Annotated in this window: 19 protein-coding genes and 1 pseudogene; 8 read left to right on the top strand and 12 right to left on the bottom strand. The window is 61.3% G+C overall.

Features of this window, described 5'->3' with window-relative positions:
- Positions 1-73 precede the first annotated feature (73 nt).
- A complete protein-coding gene (locus P9A16_RS26855; protein WP_278026054.1) occupies positions 74-469 on the top strand; it encodes a hypothetical protein in 396 nt (131 codons plus the stop codon).
- A 99-nt stretch (positions 470-568) separates the two neighbouring features.
- Here the strand turns inward: P9A16_RS26855 and P9A16_RS26850 are convergent, their stop codons facing one another.
- The 4 genes from P9A16_RS26850 to P9A16_RS26835 form a co-directional block, all read right to left on the bottom strand.
- Positions 569-940, bottom strand: coding sequence for a type II toxin-antitoxin system RelE/ParE family toxin (locus P9A16_RS26850; RefSeq protein WP_278026053.1), 372 nt, complete (start codon positions 938-940; stop codon positions 569-571).
- Complete coding sequence (locus P9A16_RS26845; RefSeq protein ID WP_008536431.1) at positions 940-1,197, bottom strand: ribbon-helix-helix domain-containing protein; 258 nt, start codon at positions 1,195-1,197, stop codon at positions 940-942. The genes P9A16_RS26850 and P9A16_RS26845 overlap by 1 nt, the downstream gene beginning before the upstream one ends.
- Positions 1,198-1,353: 156 nt before the next feature.
- Positions 1,354-1,632, bottom strand: a complete 279-nt coding sequence (locus tag P9A16_RS26840; protein ID WP_278026052.1) for an HU family DNA-binding protein — start codon at positions 1,630-1,632, stop codon at positions 1,354-1,356.
- Between the two features lie 80 nt (positions 1,633-1,712).
- On the bottom strand, positions 1,713-1,976 hold the full coding sequence (locus tag P9A16_RS26835; RefSeq protein WP_278026051.1) for a WGR domain-containing protein: 264 nt from the start codon (positions 1,974-1,976) through the stop codon (positions 1,713-1,715).
- A gap of 643 nt (positions 1,977-2,619) precedes the next feature.
- Between P9A16_RS26835 and P9A16_RS26830 the strand changes: the two genes are divergently transcribed.
- The 4 genes from P9A16_RS26830 (at position 2,620) to P9A16_RS26815 (ending at position 4,490) form a co-directional block, all read left to right on the top strand.
- Positions 2,620-2,943: a DUF736 domain-containing protein gene (locus P9A16_RS26830; protein WP_069460879.1), complete on the top strand. Its 324-nt coding sequence runs from the start codon at positions 2,620-2,622 to the stop codon at positions 2,941-2,943.
- Positions 2,944-3,014: 71 nt separating this feature from the next.
- Entirely contained in the window at positions 3,015-3,350 is a 336-nt protein-coding gene (locus tag P9A16_RS26825; RefSeq protein ID WP_069460878.1) for a hypothetical protein, read from the top strand.
- Between the two features lie 393 nt (positions 3,351-3,743).
- Positions 3,744-3,902, top strand: coding sequence for a hypothetical protein (locus P9A16_RS26820; protein WP_165614758.1), 159 nt, complete (start codon positions 3,744-3,746; stop codon positions 3,900-3,902).
- A 108-nt stretch (positions 3,903-4,010) separates the two neighbouring features.
- Positions 4,011-4,490, top strand: coding sequence for a hypothetical protein (locus P9A16_RS26815; RefSeq protein WP_278026050.1), 480 nt, complete (start codon positions 4,011-4,013; stop codon positions 4,488-4,490).
- A gap of 169 nt (positions 4,491-4,659) precedes the next feature.
- Here P9A16_RS26815 and P9A16_RS26810 read toward each other — a convergent pair whose 3' ends face one another.
- From P9A16_RS26810 to P9A16_RS26795, 4 genes are read right to left on the bottom strand one after another with little or no spacing between them, the layout of a single operon-like run.
- Entirely contained in the window at positions 4,660-4,944 is a 285-nt protein-coding gene (locus tag P9A16_RS26810; RefSeq protein ID WP_278026049.1) for a hypothetical protein, read from the bottom strand.
- 35 nt (positions 4,945-4,979) lie between these two features.
- Positions 4,980-6,893: a Ti-type conjugative transfer system protein TraG gene (gene traG, locus P9A16_RS26805; RefSeq protein ID WP_278026048.1), complete on the bottom strand. Its 1,914-nt coding sequence runs from the start codon at positions 6,891-6,893 to the stop codon at positions 4,980-4,982.
- Positions 6,884-7,123 (bottom strand): conjugal transfer protein TraD, encoded by a 240-nt coding sequence (locus P9A16_RS26800; RefSeq protein ID WP_278026047.1) that lies wholly within the window; start codon positions 7,121-7,123, stop codon positions 6,884-6,886. Before P9A16_RS26800 ends, traG begins: the two co-directional genes overlap by 10 nt.
- Positions 7,113-7,400 (bottom strand): TraC family protein, encoded by a 288-nt coding sequence (locus P9A16_RS26795; protein ID WP_278026046.1) that lies wholly within the window; start codon positions 7,398-7,400, stop codon positions 7,113-7,115. Before P9A16_RS26795 ends, P9A16_RS26800 begins: the two co-directional genes overlap by 11 nt.
- A 222-nt stretch (positions 7,401-7,622) precedes the next feature.
- Between P9A16_RS26795 and traA the strand changes: the two genes are divergently transcribed.
- From traA to P9A16_RS26780, 3 genes are read left to right on the top strand one after another with little or no spacing between them, the layout of a single operon-like run.
- A complete protein-coding gene (traA, locus tag P9A16_RS26790; RefSeq protein ID WP_278026045.1) occupies positions 7,623-12,239 on the top strand; it encodes a Ti-type conjugative transfer relaxase TraA in 4,617 nt (1,538 codons plus the stop codon).
- A gap of 38 nt (positions 12,240-12,277) precedes the next feature.
- Positions 12,278-12,547 carry a hypothetical protein gene (locus P9A16_RS26785; RefSeq protein WP_278026044.1) on the top strand — a complete coding sequence of 90 codons (270 nt, stop codon included), beginning with the start codon at positions 12,278-12,280 and terminating at the stop codon, positions 12,545-12,547.
- Positions 12,548-12,549: 2 nt separating this feature from the next.
- Positions 12,550-15,018 (top strand): zeta toxin family protein, encoded by a 2,469-nt coding sequence (locus tag P9A16_RS26780; protein WP_278026043.1) that lies wholly within the window; start codon positions 12,550-12,552, stop codon positions 15,016-15,018.
- Positions 15,019-15,185: 167 nt separating this feature from the next.
- Here the strand turns inward: P9A16_RS26780 and P9A16_RS26775 are convergent, their stop codons facing one another.
- The 4 genes and pseudogenes from P9A16_RS26775 to P9A16_RS26760 form a co-directional block, all read right to left on the bottom strand.
- Positions 15,186-15,518 (bottom strand): hypothetical protein, encoded by a 333-nt coding sequence (locus P9A16_RS26775; RefSeq protein ID WP_278026042.1) that lies wholly within the window; start codon positions 15,516-15,518, stop codon positions 15,186-15,188.
- A gap of 74 nt (positions 15,519-15,592) precedes the next feature.
- Positions 15,593-16,258: an acyl-homoserine-lactone synthase gene (locus P9A16_RS26770; RefSeq protein ID WP_278026041.1), complete on the bottom strand. Its 666-nt coding sequence runs from the start codon at positions 16,256-16,258 to the stop codon at positions 15,593-15,595.
- 75 nt (positions 16,259-16,333) lie between these two features.
- Positions 16,334-17,071: a LuxR family transcriptional regulator gene (locus tag P9A16_RS26765; protein WP_278026040.1), complete on the bottom strand. Its 738-nt coding sequence runs from the start codon at positions 17,069-17,071 to the stop codon at positions 16,334-16,336.
- A gap of 241 nt (positions 17,072-17,312) precedes the next feature.
- Positions 17,313-17,708: pseudogene (locus P9A16_RS26760) on the bottom strand (IS30 family transposase); the annotation flags it as partial.
- Positions 17,709-17,818: the final 110 nt, after the last annotated feature.

Genomic DNA, 17,818 nt, shown 5'->3' with positions numbered 1-17,818 from the left:
ATAACGAACGGCGCCGGGCGGACGTTACTCGGGCGATTGAAATGCGGCGATTAATCGGAGGCAGTCTTTGAATATGTCTGAGGTCATCGAATTCCAGGGGCTGCGGTTTCTTGTTCAACGGCGCCCTCGTTTCATCACGCGCATGCAAGCGCGGCTGGCTCTACGCGCCTACGAGAAGACGAAGGGGCCTTTTCTTTGGTTCGAGGCCGAGTTCGACAAGCTGGAGGCCCTGCGGGAGGCTGCATCCAGGAGATGGATGCTCCTTCATCGGCAAGGTCCCGATGCAGACGAGTGGGCGATCGCCGACGCGGAGCGTGAGATGGAGCGCATCAACAAGCGTTTCGAGGAACTGGGAGAACCGTCACTCAAGGCGCAGGCCGCCTTCAGCCGGGCGAAACGGTCGATGGAGCGGGTTCTTGCAAAGGTCGGGTTCGAACCGGTCGATGACGACCTGGTCGAAGAGGTATGAACCTCACGACTATGGATGCAAGCTCTCGTCGAGAGCAAACGCCTCTGACGCTTCGCGAATAACTACCGCGCCTCCGAAGGCCCGTCCAGCCGCTCCCCCTCATCGCTTCGGGCGAGGATTCCCCATAAGGACTTCATAGTCTTTGTCAGTCAACCGTTCGATCGCTCGCAATTGGGTCGGAATATCCATCCGCTCATGCAACACGGCGGCAATAATGAAAGTTTCGTCGTCGACAACGATATAGACGGCATAGTGATGCTCGATCTTGTGAAGCCGGAACAAATAATGGCCAACACGGTCGTCCTTCTTCGTCCTTACGCGGGCATATACTTCCGGGATAGTGTCGAAACCTGCGCGCAGCAGGCGACCATATATCTTGGCTTGTTCTGGCGACCATTTCCGCGCGGTTTCACGAACGGCAAGGCGATAGTTGTCGAGTGCAGTCGGCAAAATGAGGACGCGAGGGGCCACTAGCGCAGTTCTTCATCCAGTTCCGCATCGACGGCATCCAAAGCTGACAAGGGCAGCATCTCCCCGCGACGAAACTCCTCCTCCGCTCTCAAAAGAGAACGGATTGCATAGCGGCGGTCTTCTTCACGCGCCATATCTTCGCGAATGAGCGCGCGCACATATTCGCTCGGCGTTGTGTACTGACTCTTCCCGTTGGCGCGCATATCGACGAATGCGCGCATTTCATCGGGCAAACTTACATGCAGGCTGCTGGTCACGACCACGCCCTCCTGGTTGGATTCGCCGCAAATTGTTCTTGATGCGAGCCGCAATGTCAATATTTGACATTGCGCGCTACGAATTTGACGCCAGTCCGTTCTGCTAAACGATGGTGGGCTCATGTCGTGGGCGGATGCATAAGGCGACTGGTCTGCCTATTTGTTCAACGCATCCTTGAGCGCCTTGGCGGGCGTGAATGCAAGTTTCCTTGCAGCGGCAATCTTAATCGTCGCGCCGGTCGAGGGGTTGCGCGCCTCCCGCTCTGGCGTGTCCTTCGTCTTGAACTTGCCGAAGCCCGGGATCGACGTTTCAGCACCCGTTGTCGCGGCTGTGGTAATCTCCCGGAATACGGCTTCGACGATTGCCTTGCTCTGCGCTTTGGTCAACTGATGGTCGGCAGCAATCTTGTCGGCGATTTCATTGGTTGTGGTCATGATCAGTCCCTCTCTAAAAGCATGACCATTTCACCGAAGGACGGTCGATGTCACCTTCCCGGCCGGTCGCCCTGTCCGGCTCAAGTGGCATTTCCACAGTTTCCGACGGGAATATAGCCCTTCTGGCGTTTCCGCCGGGCCAATTCCAGGAAATGGCGTGCCGCGTCCCGCTCTGTCGGAAAGACCTCGCATTTGATGCCGCCGCGTTTGCCGATCCGCCCCCAGGACCGCACGACAGCCGTCTCGCCGAACAACGTCGTCTCGATCGCCAGCATATAATAGCGCGCCATGTTGCGTGTGGCGTCGATGCGCTGACAGTAAAGTTTGAACGGGTAGAGAGCCATGTCTCGAAGAATCGTGGCATACGCCCGTCCTGTCCAACGACTGTTTTGAATCGATCAACCCGAACCGATTCACGGCGTTGATAGAAGGCTCGGATCGAGCGGCCGGAGTGTGAAGGGCCGATTGCCGCAAGATGCCAGATCGTGCCCCCGGTTGTCGGCGGCGGGGCCGACGGACTTGTTGCTGTCAGAGATGCCCGCAGGGATTTGCGCACCGGCGCGCTAGGATCATACAGACACGTTGCAGCACCGTGCCTACTGCGTTGACCGGCCAAAGCCTCTGCCAATTGTTGCCGGGTGTGGCGCGACGGCGATCTCGACTTTTCTCGAGGAGGCTTTGAAGCCAGCGCTCGGTTCGCTTGTCAGCTGTGGTGGGGGCGAGGGGGCAGGGTGATCCTGATGTTGCCGTATTCGTTCACGCCGTCAGACCTGGCGCGGCGCAATCGGATGGCCATTGCTGCATCAACCTTCGTTCGCGCTCCGGGGCCATTCCCGTTCTCTATGTCGCCTTTCTAAGGGACCGGCCGCAACCAGCGTCAACCCCGCAAGGGGGTTCCCCTGCGCTCCGCTCCGGTGACGCCTGCGGCGCGGCCCCTTCTTCGGGCGCCATCGGGAATGGTCCCGAGCAACCGAAGGAGTAACTACCATGGCCACCACGATCGCAACCCTCACCCAGAAGACCGACGGCAGCCTCGAAGGCATCTTCGCAACCATCCGGGTCAACGCCCCGATCGCCATCGTCCCGAACACCCACAAGGCAAGCGAGGAAGCCCCCGACTACCGCATCATCCACCGCAAGACCGGTTTCGAGATCGGCGCCGGCTGGAACCGCATCGCCCGCCAGACCGGCGAGGAATACCTCTCGGTCAAGCTGGAGGCCCCTGAGATTGGCGTCATCTTCGGAAACCTCGCCCCCGCGCCCGGCGGCGAACCGAACCGCAAGGTCATCCTCTGGAACAACCCGGCCTGAAGGCCGGCGACCGGCCCCTCAAGGGGCCGGTCCCATCCCGGACACGACACCGCTCCGAAAAGGACCTTCCCATGAGCCGCTACACCATCACCGTCGCCCAGCTTGCCAGCCAAGCAACCGATCCGGATGCCATTATCGGCTACGATCGTCCCCTGCAGACCTTCTTCCTGCAGGCATTCCCCGACTCGGAAGGCGAGGATCTCGCCCTCTGGCTCGGGACCGATTTCCGAGCCTACGAAACGCTTTCCGCTCTGCGCACCGCGGCACTGGCTCAGGGCTACGACTTCCTCCCGATGGCCGCCGATACGGTCAGGTCTCTCGCCGACGATCTCGCCCGCGAAGGATGGCGCTCTCATGCCGACCCTCTCCTTGAAGCGCTGTTGAGCGGCAAGACCACCCCGACCTGATCTCGCGGTGACCTGATCTCGCGGTAACGTCTGAGCCCGCAGTTATCCGATGACGGCCGCGGGCGAAATCCGATCCAGAATTTCGTCGGCGCCATTTCGCCGAGCGTGCCTTCCGGGGTTGCTCTCAGTGGCGGCAGCTTCGCTGCCGCTCGCTTTTTGGTGCCACACGAGAGGTTGGTTTTCTGCTCAGACTGTCCAAGTCTGTCATGAGGCAAGGAAGGCCTCAAGGCCCGAGCGGCCCCTCGCAATTTTTCCTCCGCTGCGTTGCACTCCGCTCCAGAAAAATCGGTTCCTCCGCTCGTCCGGCTCCGCCGGTCGCGTTCCGCGAGCCTTGACCCCTTCCTTGCCTCATGACCGCCGTCGGCATCTTTCACGTCAACAAGGATGACGACGATGACGAACAGCTACTATTTCACCCTTGAATGCACCATCGAGGAACTGCGGGCCGAGGCCAAAGAGGCGGCGTCCCTGGAAGAGCGCCGCATGATCGAGGCTGAGCTGGAGGCGCTCAAGGCCGAGCTCGAGGAATATGCCCGGGAGCAGCTGCCGTGAGGCAGCTTCTTTCGCTCGGTTCTGGAGCGCGAGAGGCCGGATCGACCGGCCCCTCGCGCTGGCACCGTGTTCCAACAGTTGCGCTATGGCTTGATCGCGATTAGACTCGTGCAGAAACGCCAGTATATGCAACAGCCTGATTTCCCGCCGTTGCCAGCAGTTGCAAGTGAGAGCGCCCTCGTCGCACGCCGCAACCGGATGTCCTTCATGACAATTGATCCTCACGCCACGACCGATCATTCCGATCCAATTCGGAAAGCTCCCTATTGGCGCTTGCTTGCTTTGCCTTTTGAATTTCTCAAAGCCGTCGGCCGCATCGTCCTCTATTGCATCTGGTATGTCGCCTTCTATCTCCTGTGCGCGTTTCGGCCGTTCACCGGGATGCTGGTTCTGGCGGCAATCGTCATGCTGCCGATGTCGATCGTCGTCCTTGCCCATCCGCAGGCGGCGGCGGGCATGCCGTTTTGGCTGATCGGCCTTATAGCGATCGGGTTTGTCGCCTTTGCCCTTGGCTATACAATGTTCGTCGATTGGTTCACGCCGCCTGGTGCTGAAGATCCGTTCGAGCGATATCGGCGTCAACGGTAGAAACCCGCCGACTGGCGCTACCACGAATGCTGCGAGATTTCTTCAATCCATCGCTCGCCGTCATAGGCAAATTCGACGTCGATCGACATGACAGCTGGCTCGTCGGAAAATCGGGGTGCGGACCATCGAAGCGGCAAACGCATTCGAGGCCCGCTCTTCGGCGAGCGAGTCATATCGACAATCTCGGGCGCCACGCAAATGTCTTGCAGGCGCCGACGAGCCAGAGCGTGATATCGTCATGGCCATCCGACGCTCGCCGATCGTCAGCCAGCATACCGTCCAGTAGCTCGGAATTCACCGACCGGCCGGGACCGTGGCAAAGCCAGGCTCTGCTCTGCGTGTAATTGAGAACGGCTACGGCGATACATGGCCCCATGCCGAACGAAGCGATTCTGTTGGGCGCTTCAGCAATGCGGCTTTGCCCCTGTTCCACATCGACCAGTTCACCGTCCATTGTCTTGACCGTATGGTCCCCACTTGGTGTTATCGTCAGTTCTTCACGAAGCGGTTGCGCTTGGCCGCCGCGTGCATGTCCTTGCGCCTAAAGTAGATCGCCCGCCCGCAACGCAGCGGCGCTTGGCCCTGGACGATGATTATCTGCTCGTCCTTGCGCATCGATTGGGTAATTTCGTGCGGCATGATCAATGGTCGTCGCTGGAAATTGACGTTCTCCGATTTGCGCGATGCGCTGTTCTTCGTGTCCCAGCCGATGTTGCGTGAGGTCCCTTTCACCTCGACGGTCATCTCGCCACACTGGGCCGAGACATTGCGCGCGGTGTCGAGCGCCTTGATCGCCGCGTAGGATGCGAAGGCGCATCCGTCGATCCACGACGTCGCGCCGTCCTTGCCGAAATGCCGCTCGAGCTGGCCGACCGACTGGTACATCAGCATCATCGAGATGCCGTACTTGCGGCCGCGGTCGCGTGCCTCCTCGAGCACCCGCATATAGCCGAGCAGATCCACCTCATCGAGCATGAACAGCGCCCGGCGCTGGAATGTGCCATCGGCCTGCACCATGGCGTTGATCAGCGAACCGATGATCACGCGGCCGATGCCGGGATAGGAGCGCAGGATCGATGCCGGGATGTTCAGGAAGACATCCTTCCTGCCCGAGACGATATCGCCCGATTTGAAGGCGTTGCCGCAGACGAGCGCGGCGTAACTGTCGAGCGACAGCCACTGCGTATCCTTCGACGCGGTCGAATAGACGCCGGAAAAAGTCTGCTCGGTCATGTTGGTGAAGACGCCGAGCGTCTCGCGGATGAAGGTCGATTGCGAATGTTCCTGAATGTCGCGCAGCATGGCGAGCACCGAGGGCTCCGGCTCCGAAACGATCTGCCGCAGGCTGCGCAGGTTTCGCCGTCCCTCGTAGTCCGGCGAGAGCATCACATGGGCGAGCAGCCCGGTCAGAAGATTGTGCGCCTGGTTCTGGAAGTAGGAACCGGTCGAGGATTCGAAGCGCGCGCTTTCCGACAGCAGCATATGGGCGATGCCGACGATGTCCTCTTCCTTTTGGCGTGACGTTGCGATTCCGTCGAGCACGTTGAAGCCCATCACCGGATTCGTCGGATCGAGGACCATGACTTCGCGTCCGAGGGCGCGGGCGCGATGCTCGACCACCATCGGCGCCACTTCGGTCGACGGATCGAGGCAGATCAGTGGCCCGGTATATCTGAGCGCCGTCGGCACCACATTGCTGGTTGTCTTGTATCCGCCCGAGCCGGCGAAAAAGAGCATATGGGTCGAGTCGAAATCCTGCTTGTAGGTAAGCAGCGGCGCCTTGCCGCCTTGACCCCAAGTTGCCGGATCGTTGGGATCGAAGGGCAGCTCGTGGACGATTTCCCTGTCGACGCGATAACGCTCACCGACGACGATTTCGCCGTCCGGCGGAAACACTCTTGCCGCCGCCGACATCGGCAGCCAGTCTGCGTCTCCGAAGGTCCCGTGCCTGGCACGCTTCACCGGCTCGGGGACGACCGTCGAGATACGCGCGGCGACTGCGACTACCATGAAGGCTGTGACCGCGCCGAGGACGGCGACCATGTCGAGAAAGGAAAGAGCACGCTCCCAGCTGACCGCGCCGCTCTCGACGAACGGCGCCAACCGGCCGAACTCGCGTAGCGCATAGAAGCCGGCGACCGTCAGAAAGCACGCGAGGCTGGCGATGGCGATCGGCCTCCGGCGATGAATGGGCAGGGCCCATACGGTCAACAGCCCCGAGAGCGGCCCGAACAGCAATGCCGGTAAAGGTGCGGCCCGCAAAAACCAGTATTCGGCTTTTCCGGATAGTCCGGCGGTAAGCCCCTGCCACCGCCAGCCGGTGACATAGATGGCAAACGCAGTGACCGCGATGGGCACAAGAATGAGCAGGAGGCTCGGATGGAGTTTCGACTTCAACGCCATTCCAGCATCTCCTCGACGGGCATGATCTCTTCCGATTGAGGAGAGGTTCTGAATGCCTTCTCGCCGATGTCGCGCAGCCGCCGGTATTCCGACGAGCCTGCTGCCACTCTCGCCATTTCCATGAGTCCGCCGAGTAAAAAGGCCCGGTCGGACGTAGAAAGGCCCGCCCTGACGACGATGCCGCCTAGCAGGAATTTCTCCTGCGCCGCGCGCTTGCGATCAGCTGTCATGAGAAACCTCCGTCGCCGCTCCAGTCCCACTATTTGCTGGTCGACGCGCTTGAGGAGATGCGGCAGCAGTCGCCTTTTTTTCGCTTTGGCGAAATCGCGCGGCGACCTCTTCGAAGATGCGATCAAGTTCGTCGTCGGGGATCTCCATTTCCGCCAAACCGGACTTCGTGGCGGCGCGAGCAAAACGCTCCGCCGATTTGACGACGAGCAGCTTCCTGCGTTCGCGCAGTTTTTCGATCTGGGCGTCGAGATCAGTGATCGAAGTTTTGGCAGCCATTCCAGTTTCCTTCCCGTGTCGAGACAATCTGAACGATAACGGTTATACCGGCTAGAATGCGTGAGTAAAATAGGTTATTTTGCATTTACTCCGAAAACGTAGCTGCCGGGAATCCGGCCATGGCCGCCATCCGGAAAAGCGGCATCGGCCCTTCGGTCCGATCGGTTTGAGGGCGCAATATACGTCGCTGGCGCGACGTGCTTGAGAGGTCTGGAGGCAGTCGTGGCGATCATGTTCGTCAGAGCGCAGGTGATCAGTAGAGGGGCTGGACGCAGCATCGTCTCGGCCGCCGCCTACCGCCATCGCGCTCGGATGATGGACGAACAGGCGGGCACGTCCTTCAGCTATCGCGGCGGAGCCGCCGAACTGATGCATGAAGAGCTCGCATTGCCGGAGGACATTCCGGCCTGGCTGAAGGCAGCGCTCGACGGCCGATCAGCTGCGAAGGCGAGCGAGGCGCTCTGGAACGCCGTCGACGCGTTTGAGAAAAGAGCCGACGCACAGCTGGCACGTGAGCTGATCATTGCCCTGCCGGAGGAACTGACCCGGGCGGAAAATATTGCCTTGGTTCGCGAATTCGTCCGGGACAATCTGACATCCAATGGAATGGTTGCCGATTGGGTGTACCACGACAAGGACGGCAATCCGCACATCCACCTGATGACGACGCTTCGACCCCTGACCAAGGACGGGTTCGGGCCGAAGAAGGTCGCGGTCACGGCAGAGGACGGCATGCCGTTGCGCGTCGTCACACCGGACCGGCCGAAGGGCAAGATCGTCTACAGGCTCTGGGCCGGCGACAAGGAAACGATGAAATCGTGGAAGATCGCCTGGGCGGAAACCGCCAACCGGCATCTGGCACTGGCCGGTCATGAGGTCCGCCTCGACGGCCGCTCCTATGCCGAACAGGGTCTGGACGGCATCGCGCAAAAGCACCTCGGCCCGGAAAAGGCGGCGCTCGCGCGAAAGGGCGTCGAGATGTATTTCGCGCCGGCGGATCTTGCGCGGCGGCAAGAAATGGCGGACCGGCTGCTTGCCGAACCTGAGCTGCTCTTGAAACAGCTCGCGAACGAACGCTCCACGTTCGACGAGCGTGACATCGCCAAGGCGCTGCATCGCTATGTGGATGATCCCGCGGACTTCGCCAATATCCGCGCGCGGCTCATGGCCTCGGACGATTTGGTGCTCCTGCGGCCGCAGCAGGTCGACGGACAGTCCGTCAGGGTCTCCGAACCGGCGATCTTCACAACACGAGACATCCTGCGCATCGAATATGACATGGCGCAGTCGGCAGAGCATCTCGCCAAGCTGAAAGGCTTTGGTGTTTCGTCGAGGCACGTCGCGGCCGCCGTCGCCAGCATCGAGACGGCCAATCCGGAAAAAGCCTTCAAGCTTGATGCCGAACAGGTGGACGCTGTCCGCCACGTCACCGGTGACAACGGCATTGCCGCAGTCGTCGGTCTCGCCGGCGCCGGCAAGTCGACGCTGCTGGCAGCCGCCCGCGTCGCATGGGAAAGCGAAAACCGCCGGGTGATCGGCGCGGCTCTCGCCGGTAAGGCCGCGGAAGGGCTTGAAGACAGTGCCGGCATCAGGTCGCGCACGCTCGCCTCCTGGGAGCTCTCCTGGGCCGGCGGCCGGGAATTGCTCCATCGCGGCGACCTGCTTGTCATCGACGAGGCCGGTATGGTCTCGTCCGGGCAGATGGCGCGGGTCCTCAAGACCGTCGAAGATGCAGGCGCGAAAGTCGTGCTGGTCGGCGACGCGATGCAACTGCAGCCCATCCAGGCCGGTGCTGCCTTCCGGGCGATTTCCGAGCGTGTCGGTTTTGCCGAGCTTGCGGGCGTGCGCCGGCAGCGCGATGAGTGGGCGCGCGATGCCTCCCGTCTCTTCGCCCGCGGCAAGGTCGAACAGGGCCTCGATGCTTATGCGCAGCGCGGCCACATTACCGAGGCAGAAACGCGCGACGAAATCATCGGTCGCATCGTTGCCGATTGGACCGATGTCCGTCGTGACCTGCTCCAGAAAACCAAAGACGGGGAGACTGCGCCTCGGCTTCGTGGCGACGAATTGCTTGTGCTGGCGCACACCAATGAGGATGTGAAGCGTCTCAATCAATCCCTGCGCAAGGTGATGATGGAGGAGAGCGCACTGACCGACGCGCGCGAATACCAGACGGCGCGCGGGCTTCGCGAGTTCGCCGCCGGAGACCGGATCATCTTCCTGGAAAATGCCCGTTTCCTCGAACCGCGAGCGCGCCGCCACGGGCCGCAGTATGTCAAGAACGGTATGCTCGGCACGGTCGTTTCGACCGGTGACAAACGAGGCGACACGCTGCTGACGGTTCGCCTCGACAATGGCCGCGACGTTGTTCTGAGCGAAGACAGCTATCGCAATATCGACCATGGCTATGCCGCAACGATCCACAAATCTCAAGGGTCGACCGTCGACCGGACCTTCGTCCTTGCCACCGGCATGATGGACCAGCATCTGACTTATGTGGCGATGACCCGCCATCGCGACCGCGCCGACCTCTATGCGGCGCGTGAGGATTTTGCGGGGAAGCCGGAATGGGGACATAGGCCGCGTGTCGATCACGCCGCCGGCGTCACCGGTGAACTCGTCGCAACCGGCTTCGCGAGGTTTCGGCCCGAAGACGAGGATTTAGAAAATCCCTTTGCCGATGTCGGGACAAATGACGGAAGCGTCCATCGTCTCTGGGGCGTGAGCCTGCCGAAGGCGCTCGAAGAGGCGGGCGTCTCGGAAGGCGATACCGTCACGCTAAGGAAGGACGGTGTCGAGAAAGTCAAGATCACGATCCCGGTCATCGATAAAAACACGGGCGAGAAGCATTTTGAGGAACGCGAGGTTGATCGCAACGTCTGGACCGCCAAGCTGATTGAGTCCGCCGAGGCTCGCGTGGAGCGGATCGAGCGGGAAAATCATCGGCCGGAGCTGTTCGGTGAGCTTGTCGAGCGCCTTGGTAGGTCCGGCGCCAAGACAACGACGCTCGATTTCGAAAGCGAGGAAGATTATCGCGCGCATGCAAAGGACTTTGCACGGCGGCGCGGCATCGACACGCTCGCCGGGGTCGCGGCCGGGATGGGGGAGGGTGTTTCCCGGCGGCTGGCGTGGATTGCGGAGAAGCGCGAGCAGGTGGCGAAGCTCTGGGAGCGTGCAAGCGTTGCGCTCGGCTTTGCGATCGCGCACGAGCGGCGCACGGCCTATAACGAGGAACGCCGTGAGTCCTTCGCAGCGGACATCCCGGCGACCGGGAAATATCTGATTCCGCCCACGACCATGTTCGTCCGCAGCGTCAATGAGGATGCGCGCCGGGCGCAACTCGCCTCGCCGCGTTGGAAAGAGCGGGACGCCATCCTGCGGCCCGTGCTCGAAAAGATCTATCGCGATCCGGACGCGGCACTTGTCCGCCTGAACACACTGGCGTCGGATGCAATGATCGGACCCCGCAAGCTTGTCGCCGATCTTGGCGTCAAGCCAGAGCGGCTCGGCCGCCTGCGCGGGTCCAATCTCATGGTTGACGGCCGGGCAGCACGCGATGAGCGTGCTGCCGTGACGGCCGCGATCAAGGACTTGCTGCCGCTGGCTCGGGCGCATGCGACCGAGTTCCGCCGGACCGCAGGCCAGTTCATCGAGCGCGAGCGGACGCGCCGGGAATACATGTCGCTATCGATCCCGGCGCTTTCGAAACCGGCGATGGCGCGCCTCGTTGAAATCGAGGCGATCCGCGAACGGGGCGGCGAGGGCGCCTACAAGACCGCCTTCGCCTATGCCGGTGTGGACCGAGCGCTTGTCCAGGAGGTCAAGGCCGTCAACGACGCGTTGACGGCACGGTTTGGCTGGAGCGCCTTTACTGCCAAGGCAGACGCAGTCGCCGAGCGCCACATCGCGGTGCGCATGCCCGACGAACTTTCCCCTGAACGTCAGGATAAGCTCACCCGCCTCTTCGTCGTCGTCAGGCGCTTTGCCGAGGAACAGCATTTGGCCGAGCGGCAGGATCGCTCGAAGATCGTTGCCGGCGCAAGCGTCGCGGCTGTTCCAGAGGCGGTGACCGTCTTGCCGATGCTCGCCGCCGTGACCGAGTTCAAAACGCCGGTGGAAGAGGAGGCGCGAATCCGCGCGACAGCCGCCGCGCACTACCGTCATCATCGAACGGCTTTCGCCGAGACCGCAAAGCGCGTCTGGCGCGATCCCGCCGGCGGGATCGAAAAGATTGAGGCGCTTCTCGCCAAGGGCTTTGCTGGCGATCGCATTGCGGCGGCCGCCAACAATGATCCCTCCGCCTATGGAGCGCTCAGAGGGTCCGGCCGGCTGGTGGACAAACTGCTTGCCCCCGGCCGCGAGCGAAAGGAAGCCCTTCTCGCCGTGCCGGAAGCAGTAAGCCGCATTCGTTCGCTCGGTGCGTCCTACGCCAGTGCGCTTGATGCCGAAACACGAGGCATTATCGAAGAGCGCCGGCGCATGGCTGTCGCCATTCCCGGATTGTCAAAGGCCGCCGAAGATGCCCTCAACCGGCTGACGGCCGAGATGAGCAAGAAGGGCAGCAAGCTCGACGTCGCCGCTGGTTCGCTCGATCCGGCCATCGCGCGCGAGTTCGCCACAGTCAGCCGGGCGCTCGACGAGCGTTTCGGCCCCAGAGCTATTCTGCGCGGCGAAAAGGACGTCATCAATGGTGTGGCGCCGGCCCAGCGGCGCGCCTTCGAGGCGATGCAGGAAAAGATGAAGGTTCTGCAACAGACGGTTCGACACCAGGGCAGCGAACAGGTTCTGTCCGAACGCCGGCGGCGCGCCATCGATCGCGCGCGCGGCCTCAGTCGATAAGCACTTTAGAGACATCAGGGAAGTGAAAGGAAACGCACATGGCAGGTCAGAACATGTCCTACGAAGCAACCATCCGCACCGAAATCGCCATAAGCATTCTCAATCAGGCGCGCGCCATCGTCACGGCACGCGCCTATGCGCTCGATGAACAGGATCCGGCCGCCGCCGACCGGTTGCGCGACCGTCGCCGCGATCTTTTGGACCTCCAAGAGAGCCTCGGGCCCGAAAATCCTGACGCGGCGGAACATGTCATCGCCATCTGGGGACCGCGCGTCCAGGACGAGACACGCTTCTGGGCGGAGTTCTGATCATGGCGGAGGACGTGGTCGGGTTGCTCTCGCCCGAGAGGAACGAGAGCATTTTTCAGAAAGACATTCTGCGCGATTATCTGCCGGAGAGGATGGGACGTTCGGAGCACCCGCGCCTGATCCTCATCGGCGGCCAACCGGGCGCCGGCAAGACGGCGGTTCTAACCGCGAGCCATCACGAACTTGCGCAATCAGGACCGACCATTCGCATCGTTGGCGACGACCTCAGATCCTATCATCCGCAATTCCTTGCCTTCCAGCGTCAGGATCCGGAGACCGCGTCCCAATTCACACAAGCAGATGCCGGACGCTGGACCGAGAAGCTGCTGTCGGTTGCGGCTGAACGGCAGGTCAACATCGTCTTCGAGACCACGATGCGCACGCCGGAAAATGTCGCTCGGGTGATTGAAGTGGCGCGGCGTGCCGGCTACGCGGTCGAGGTGCGTGCTGTCGCCGTCAATCCTCGCGTCAGTTGGCAGGCAAATCATTACCGCTTCGAGGAAATGCTGCATGCCGGGCTGGCGGCACGAATCCCGCCGCAGCACGTTCATGATGCCGCCATCGACGGTCTTCGCGTCAGTCTCGACAAGATCGAAAGCGAGCATTTGGTCGACCGCGTGCAATTGCGCACACGTGGCGGCTCCGTCATCTACGACAATGAGCGCCGCGACGATCAATGGACGCAGCGCCCCACTGGCCGGCTGGCATTGGAGCGCGAACACTCACGGCCAATGACACCTGGAGAGTTGCAACGTTTCGCGGACGATTGGCACCATGTGCTGGCCCGGATGGAAGCGCGCAGCGTTTCGAAGGATCGGATCGCAGCAGTGGAGATCCGTGCACAAGAAGACGTTGCTCATCTGTTGGCGCAACGCCGGGAAGCGGAGGGCACCCAAAGCAAAAGACGTGGCCGGACAATCCTGCAGGAACCCGCCGACGGTCATCGCCTGTTCGTCGAGCTCTACGACAATGCGATCCGCGACGCCGAGCGTCGTCCGATCGGAAATGTCGAGGCCCATGCCGTCGGACGCCTTACGCAGAGCTACATGGCTTTGAAGCTGGTCGAGGTGGCGCGCGATCTTGGCCTGCTGGCGGACGAGAGCAAGATCGTCGCAACGCGGGCCTTTGCACAGGACAAGCGCGGGTCGCTCGAATTCCCCGCGGCGCATCGCCTGCCGGCGGACCTCGCCGTGGAAATGCCGGACGGAACACGACGGCGGCTGACCGACACGTTCGGCCTGGAACTCAATCGGGTGGCGATTGACCGCGAGGTGTTCAGTCCGACGGACCGCATGTCGCGTCTCGCCAATGTGGCCGATTCCTGGGCGGAGGCCGCCGGCATGCGAAAAGCCCTCGCCGGGGCGGCAAACGCCGTGGTGCGTGGTGTATCTGCCGATGAGGCGATGTCGCGGATTATAGAGCCGGGATATGCGGTTGCGATCGCTCAAACCCGGCGCCGGCTCGAGCGCAATCTGATGCTCACCGAAAGGGCGGCAATTGCAACCTCGATTGTTAATGTGAACGGAGAGCCCTTGCGCGCGATGCGGGACGTCCTTCGCCTCCGCTCGGCCGAGCTGGACAACCGCGCCCGCGCCAAGGCCATGTTGGAGGCCGTGCTCTCCGAGACTGCACGACATGACAGTCTGGAACCCGCTAAGAGGCGCGCCGCGGACGTCTTCGCGCAAGGCATTGCCGGGAACGAGCGAATTCGGCGGATTGAGACGGAGCGTCATGTCGAGCATGCAGTGGTCTCACCGCCGCCGCTTGTTCCGGCGCGGGAGCTTCCGGACCTCAGCGAAAGCGAAATCGGCGCGCGTCTGCAGCAATCGACACGACTCGCCGACAAGCGGACGGAGATCGAACACCTGTCGCGGCTGGTCTTCGGCAACAGCCAGGCGGCTTCGCTGGAGGCGATTACGGATGCGCGAACCGGCGCTGCCGCCGGCGACGATGTGCGGGCGGGCCGGCGGGGCGAGATGGCCGGGGAGGGGCGGACCTGGTTTCGTGGCCCGAGCCCCGAGCGCCAGACGGCCGAAGCACATGTGCAGAAGCTCGCAGCGGCGATGGCCGACTATGGATTAGCGCTCGATTTCGAGCGGCATCAGGTCGTCACACAGCACCGTGAGGAACAGGCCCATCATCGTGTGGAAATTCCGTCACCGTCCAGCAAACTTGCTGGGGTCCTGTCATCGGAAGGTGAGGAGCGGTTTCGATCCTTCCAAAGTGATGAGGGTCTCAGACGCGAATTTGAACGTCTGTCCCTGGCGGTCACGAAAAGACTATCGCCGGCCGACCTTGCTGAGTTGAAGGCAGGCGATCTCTCAAGGGTCGCCAAGACCCACGGAATTGACGAGCGGCAGGCAACGAAGGTGAAAACGACTGTGTCCCAGGTGCGTAGCCTGCAGCAGGATATGACCGCGCGTGCCCGGGAACGAGCGCGGACGGAGGCAGTCACATTGGTAAGACGCTGACGCAACGTCCTTCTGCTATCGGGATTGATTCAAAGAGACGATCGTGATGCCGGCGACGCCTCCCAATTGCCGAAGTTCGCCCGCATCGAACCATGTCAGGCCCCTGTCGCGCAATTCACGAGTTGGGGCATTCTGAACCTGTTTCGTTGCAATCGGCGGTCTCCAGGTCATCCACCCTCGGACGCTCCTTGAAGTGTGCGCCGCACGGTCTCGAAAGGGGTGCCTTCCGCGAAATACCAGGTGTCGAGATCCAAGGTAGGTGCGACCATCCGTGTACTCGTCTCGAGCAAAGCGCGGATGCCGCAGCAAGCCGAGAAATCACTCGCGCCGACCCAGAACATCAAACCGTCGTTAATAGCTTCCATCATCGCCCGGCCGGCGTCGAAGTCGAGTTGCCCGCCGCTCAAGCGCGGGGCGACCAGCTGAAATCTCTCGATCATACATGTGAGGATGTCTGACCTGATCTTTGGTGCATCGTCGGTTGCGACGAAGGCTTCCATGGCGTGTCGATACAATTGGCTATCTCCGGAGAGGCGCACCACTTGGTGGCTTCAAGCAGGTCCGTCGTCGTGGTTCAGGCGGGATGCGCCTCGCAAGTCGGGCGGAAAGCCCGAGGCGATATACGTTGTTCGTAATGAGGCTCTGCTATCTGCATTCTAGCACGCATGTTCGACAGCACCCGGCCTGACACCTCGAAAGCACCGCAGCAGACGGGGCGCTTGCCGAAGCCATCTGACCGCCCGAGTTCGTCGAATGCGGCGCCGGCTCTTTCATAGATGCGCCGCATATGCGGTTCGTAGTTCGAAATCATCGTGTGGATTCCGTTGTCGAGCGCCACCTCGCAGAGCGCCAGCAGAAGGAGGCAAAGCGCCCGCTCGCACCGCATGTCAGGAAAATCGCGGGCAAGCGCCTCCTCGTCGACACACATGCGCGTGCCCTCCCATATGCCGGGTGCGATCAGATCGGCCGCATGGGGAAAAGTGGAGCGGAAAACGTCGTAAAGAAGGGTAGGGCCGGTGGTCGGCATCAGCCGCACCGCCCCATAGAGCTGGTCTCGATCGTCATCGCACCAAATGAGATAGGCCGGATTGAGGCCGTCATAGCGGTCGCGTTCATACGGACCGGATGTCTTGACCTTCCAGCCCAGCTGATCGGCAAAGACTGTCTTCCTCAACCGGAAATATTGATCCAGCAAGTGTTCATATCGGCCGTACTGATGGCCCTGGACGAGTGCATACATGGTCGCCTCCATTTGGATGTCGGCGAGAACATGCAATCGAAAGTGCAGGGAGGAAATGTCCGCAACCTGATACCCTCAAGTGTGGGTATTGCCATAGGGATTGATCAGGCGCAGTTGTGCTGCGCGTGCCGTTGCAGCCGATCTGGTTGCACATCCGAGTTTGAGCTGCGCGGATTTGAGGTAGGAGCGGACCGTATGTTCGGACAGGCCGAGAATGGCGGCGATTTGTGGGGCTTCTTTCCCAAGCGAGGCCCAGTGCAGGCATTCGACCTCGCGGCCTCCAAGCAGAGGAACCGGATCATCTTCGCCATAAAGCTCACGGACCGCCTTCTTATGGATGAGAAAAGCGAGTTCGACCCATTCTTTGCGTCGTTCGGCAACGAAGGCACTCCATTCGCTGTCCGGTTTTCGGGAGTTCAGCGAAAAGAGCGCGCGGCGCGACTTGGTCACGACCGGGATCGAGAACCCGTTCTCGCCCAGGCCGAACGTTTTTGCGTCGGCATAAAATTCGAGCGCCGCCTCCGGGATTTCGACGTCGCGCCAATCGAAGGGCAGTTGTCGGACGAGTCCTTCGTGCAGGATGGGATCGACTTTGACGAAGTCCTTAACGAGATAGCGCGCCACCCAAGGGTCGGGATAGGTCGTCCTGACAAACGGTGCATCCACGATGCCCGCAACTGTCTGGGCGAGGTGGTAGGTGACGTAGTCGATCCCATAGTTCGCCTGGACTACCTCGATTGCCTCTGCGACGGTGGATGCGGCTTCAATGCCGGCGAATGTGATGCGAAACAGCGCGGACTCGTGTGTATGCACTACAAATTCTCCATAACATGGCGTTCCTGTTGAACACTCTTTTCCGGAGATTGACGCGTGCGACCGCGCCCGGATGGAAATCATGCCGGGCGATAGGGGGCGTCAATCGACAGTGTGAGGTCAGAAAAATGTTCAAGGTGAATTCCGCTTGAGGGGCTGCGCGCATCAGTGTCACCAGGAAAGAAGTGTATGTAGGGAGATCCTAACTGAAGTGCAACACGCCGGTTTTCAGGGTAGAGGTTCAGCCTCCCTCTTGCAAATGTGCGCGGAACACTTCGGCGGGCGTCCTGTAGTCGAGGCACTTTCGCGGCTGGTCGTTGAGATGGCGAGCAAGCTGGATGAGCTTGCCTTGCGACACGCCTGCAAGATCGGTATCGCCTGGCATGAACCGACGGATGCGCTTGTTGATGTTTTCCACGGCACCTTTCTGCCACGGTGCACTGGGGTCACAAAACCAGCTCCGCGCGCCGATGCCATCTTCCAAAGCCCTGAAGCCGGCAAACTCCGTGCCGCGATCAAAGGTGAAGCTCTGCCGGGCAAAGGCTGGCAAGGGAGAGAACGTTTCGATGATCTTGTCCATGATCGGCCGCGAGTGGCGGCTGTGGTTCTTGATCATCACGGTGTAGCGTATAGCGCGGCAATCAGGATGAGACGCGGGCGACAATCTGGATGAGATTCTTAGGTCGCGGTCGGGATCAAGTTATCACGCTGATTGTCGCTGACAAGTTCTTCGTCGTTTTCTGATTG

This window comes from Shinella sp. 838, from assembly GCF_029623935.1.
GTDB lineage: Bacteria > Pseudomonadota > Alphaproteobacteria > Rhizobiales > Rhizobiaceae > Shinella.
The sequence above is the reverse complement of the archived record's forward strand: the minus strand, read 5'-3'. Positions and strand labels throughout refer to the sequence as shown.